The organism is uncultured Succinatimonas sp. (genome assembly GCF_905203285.1).
Classification (GTDB): Bacteria; Pseudomonadota; Gammaproteobacteria; order Enterobacterales; family Succinivibrionaceae; genus Succinatimonas.
Genome location: NZ_CAJKVK010000135.1, coordinates 1 through 3,002 on the forward strand (window position 1 = coordinate 1; position 3,002 = coordinate 3,002).

General features: G+C 40.6%; 3 protein-coding genes. All 3 read right to left on the reverse strand.

Features of this window, described 5'->3' with window-relative positions:
- Positions 1 to 3 precede the first annotated feature (3 nt).
- From QZ019_RS09555 to QZ019_RS09565, 3 genes are read right to left on the reverse strand one after another with little or no spacing between them, the layout of a single operon-like run.
- Positions 4 to 1,164 carry an ABC transporter substrate-binding protein gene (locus QZ019_RS09555; protein WP_295484570.1) on the reverse strand — a complete coding sequence of 387 codons (1,161 nt, stop codon included), beginning with the start codon at positions 1,162 to 1,164 and terminating at the stop codon, positions 4 to 6.
- The gene (locus tag QZ019_RS09560; protein ID WP_295484572.1) at positions 1,161 to 1,970 is read right to left on the reverse strand and encodes an ABC transporter permease; all 810 of its coding nucleotides are present in this window, start codon (positions 1,968 to 1,970) and stop codon (positions 1,161 to 1,163) included. Before QZ019_RS09560 ends, QZ019_RS09555 begins: the two co-directional genes overlap by 4 nt.
- The gene (locus tag QZ019_RS09565; RefSeq protein WP_295484574.1) at positions 1,963 to 2,922 is read right to left on the reverse strand and encodes an ABC transporter permease; all 960 of its coding nucleotides are present in this window, start codon (positions 2,920 to 2,922) and stop codon (positions 1,963 to 1,965) included. Before QZ019_RS09565 ends, QZ019_RS09560 begins: the two co-directional genes overlap by 8 nt.
- Positions 2,923 to 3,002: the final 80 nt, after the last annotated feature.

Genomic DNA, 3,002 nt, shown 5'->3' on the forward strand with positions numbered 1-3,002 from the left:
AAATTAAGAGCTTTTTTCAGGTAAAAAAGAAGGTGACTTTTTAGTCACCCTCTTGAGGCGATAGGTAAGTTCGATATTTTTACCGTTCATCTCTCGGATGCCGTCATTGTTAGTATCAATAAAGCCAGCCCTATCAAGGAGAGTATTCGCAAGCTTTGGATCAAATTTTTGAGCGTTTACTTTTTTGCCGAAATCAAAGTGGTAGGATATAACTCCTTTGGCAATTTCACCGCCTATTAGCTTGACGATATTTTCCCGATTTACGGCAAGGCTTACAGCTTGTCTTAATGTTTTATCCTTAAGAAATTCATTTAAGTGGTTTAGGTAGATAACATTGGTCCTAGGTCCTGCTCCTGTGAGTACCTGCATATTCTTATCTTGCTTTAAAAGCTGCAAATCTGAGTGATCAACAGTATTGATGATGTCAAGATCGCCTGCCTTTAAGGCGATAAGACGGCTTTGAGCATCAGGAATATAGTAAAAATCTATCCGACTAATATCCGAGCTTTGATTACGGTAATTAGGATTCGGTTTGACGCTTATCCTTTCGTTTGGCACAAATTTGGTTACTTGGTATGGTCCCGTGGTAATCGGAATATTTATGGTTTGAGCTTCATTTTCCTTATCAAGTTTTATTACGGCAAATAGAGGTTCACAAAGATTATAAAAAATCTCAGGCACCGGCTTTTTGGTATAAATCGTTACGGTATTGGCAGTATTGTCAGCAATGATTTTCTCAGGATCAAAATATTGTATGGCTCGTGGGCTTTTAGCAAAAATGCGTTCAAGATTGCGCTTTACCATATCAGCGTCAAGTTTGGTGCCGTCAGAGAAAGCAACATCATTACGCATGGTCAGTTCATAGGTTTTATCATCTAAAATTCTGTATCCTGAAATTAGATTTGGCTGCAATTTTCCCGCATCATCAAGGGTTAAAAGAGTCTCTCCGGCACCGATGCGCACTAATATCCAACCGTTGAAGTAATCTTTGGGATCAAGAGAGTAATTTAAAAAGAATAATCCGACTTTAAGCGTCGTAAGGCTCTGAGCTTGCCGCTTAATTTCTAAGTCACAATTTGAGTCCTTACTGCAGCCTTCGGCAAGCAGCATAAAAACTGCGGAAATAAAGCAGATAAACAAGTTTTTTAGTTTTACTCTTTTCATAAATTTATTCTGCCTTGGGCATGCCTTGAGGCATACATTTGCCCTAAAAGATTGAACAAAAAGGCGCTTATAAATATGCATAGCGTCGGGTATATAAGCAGGTGCGGAGCGCTGTCTAAGTAATTGCGGTTTTCATACAGCATCGATCCCCATTCAGGAAGCGGCGGCTGGGATGACAAACCTAAAAAAGACAATGTGGATAAAGCCAGAATAACGGCACTCAAATCTAAAAGCGCAGTAATAAGCAGTTGGTCTTTTATTTCATAAAACAGATAGTACCTTACAATCCTAAAAGTATTTTCCCCTGAAATTTTTGCTTGCTTTATATAATCATTTTGCAGTGCGTCATTGGCAATTGCGTAGGTGACGCGCGCAAAGTGCGGCCATAAGAACAGGCATAAAGCAAAAGAAGACCCTAATATGCCGGAGCTTAATGTTCCTGCTATGAAGATCACGGCAATGCTGCGTGGAAAGGAAAGCAGTAGATCGGTAATAAACTTCATGAACTGCCCGAATCGATTCCGGTTAAAAGCACCAAGAAGACCGACAAGGGTTCCTGCAAATAATGAAATTATAAGAATTATTACGGCGGTCAAAAATGAAGGAGCAGCCCCCGTAAGCAATCTTGACAGCAGATCTCTGCCAAGGCGGTCGCAGCCTAACAGATGGGTGTTATCGGGGGTAGCAAGCGATAGTGAAGGATCGGTTTTAAAAGGATCAAAAGGAGCAAGGAAAATGCCGCAGCACAAAATGAGACACCATATAAAGCAAATAATCAAGACACAGTAAAAACCTTTTTTAAACATCGTCTTCTCCTTTTTCATCATAGCGGGAAAGACGACGGCAGATTATGTCGACGCTTTTATTTAACAGAATGAAAATTACCGCACAGTAAATAATATAGGCCTCAATTAAATTGATATCGCGCATCGTTACGGCTTTAAGCGCAACGGCACCGAGTCCGTTTAAAGAAAAGACTGTTTCGACAATTACGGATCCGCATAATAGACGGGCAAGACTTATTGCGGCTAAAGGCAGCAGGGCAATAAGTGCACGCGGCAGAATATGCTTTACTAGAATCCTATTTAGTTTGATACCGCGGACAATCAGGGCACAAATATAAGGTTTGTCAATTTCTTTTAAAACTGCGATTCTAATTTGTCTTATGTAGTAGGTAACCAGGGGCAAAGCCAAAGTAAGAGCCGGAATAATTAAATCTGCGTAGGCAGTTGCTGGCAATGTTCCGATAATTTTTAATTTGGCTCCGCCTATGCTTAAGATGATAAGTCCTATAAGAAAAGTAGGAAGACTTAAACACAACACTGCCAGGATATGCAGAATTTTGTCGATGATTCCGTCGGGTTTTAAAGCGCAGTAAAAGCCAAGCGGCAGAGCAAGAATTAAAATCATAAAAGCGGCAAGCGTGCAAACTTTTACCGTTACGGAACTTGCGTCAGCAAGCACTGAGCTTACGGCTCTTGCGTAATAAAATGACTGCCCGAAATCAAGCTGCAGAACGCCCTTTAGCCAATTTATAAAACGCAGCGGCAAAGAAAGGTCAAGCCCGAGGCTTTGTCTTAGATTTTCTATGACAGCAGTATCGGTAACTCCCATAGGCAGCATGGAATTTAAGGCTGCATCACCTGGTAGTCTTGCGACAAGGAAAAAGCTCAATGCGGCAATTGCCGTCAATGAAAGTAGAAAGACAGCAGTACTTTTAATAACTTTTTTTAAGTACTTAAGCCTACTTGTCATCATTTATCCTTTTATCGCTTCAATGACGAAAAAGTCGATGAGCTCTTTACCATTTTTGCGGCGAGTTTTTAAGATATCGGCTT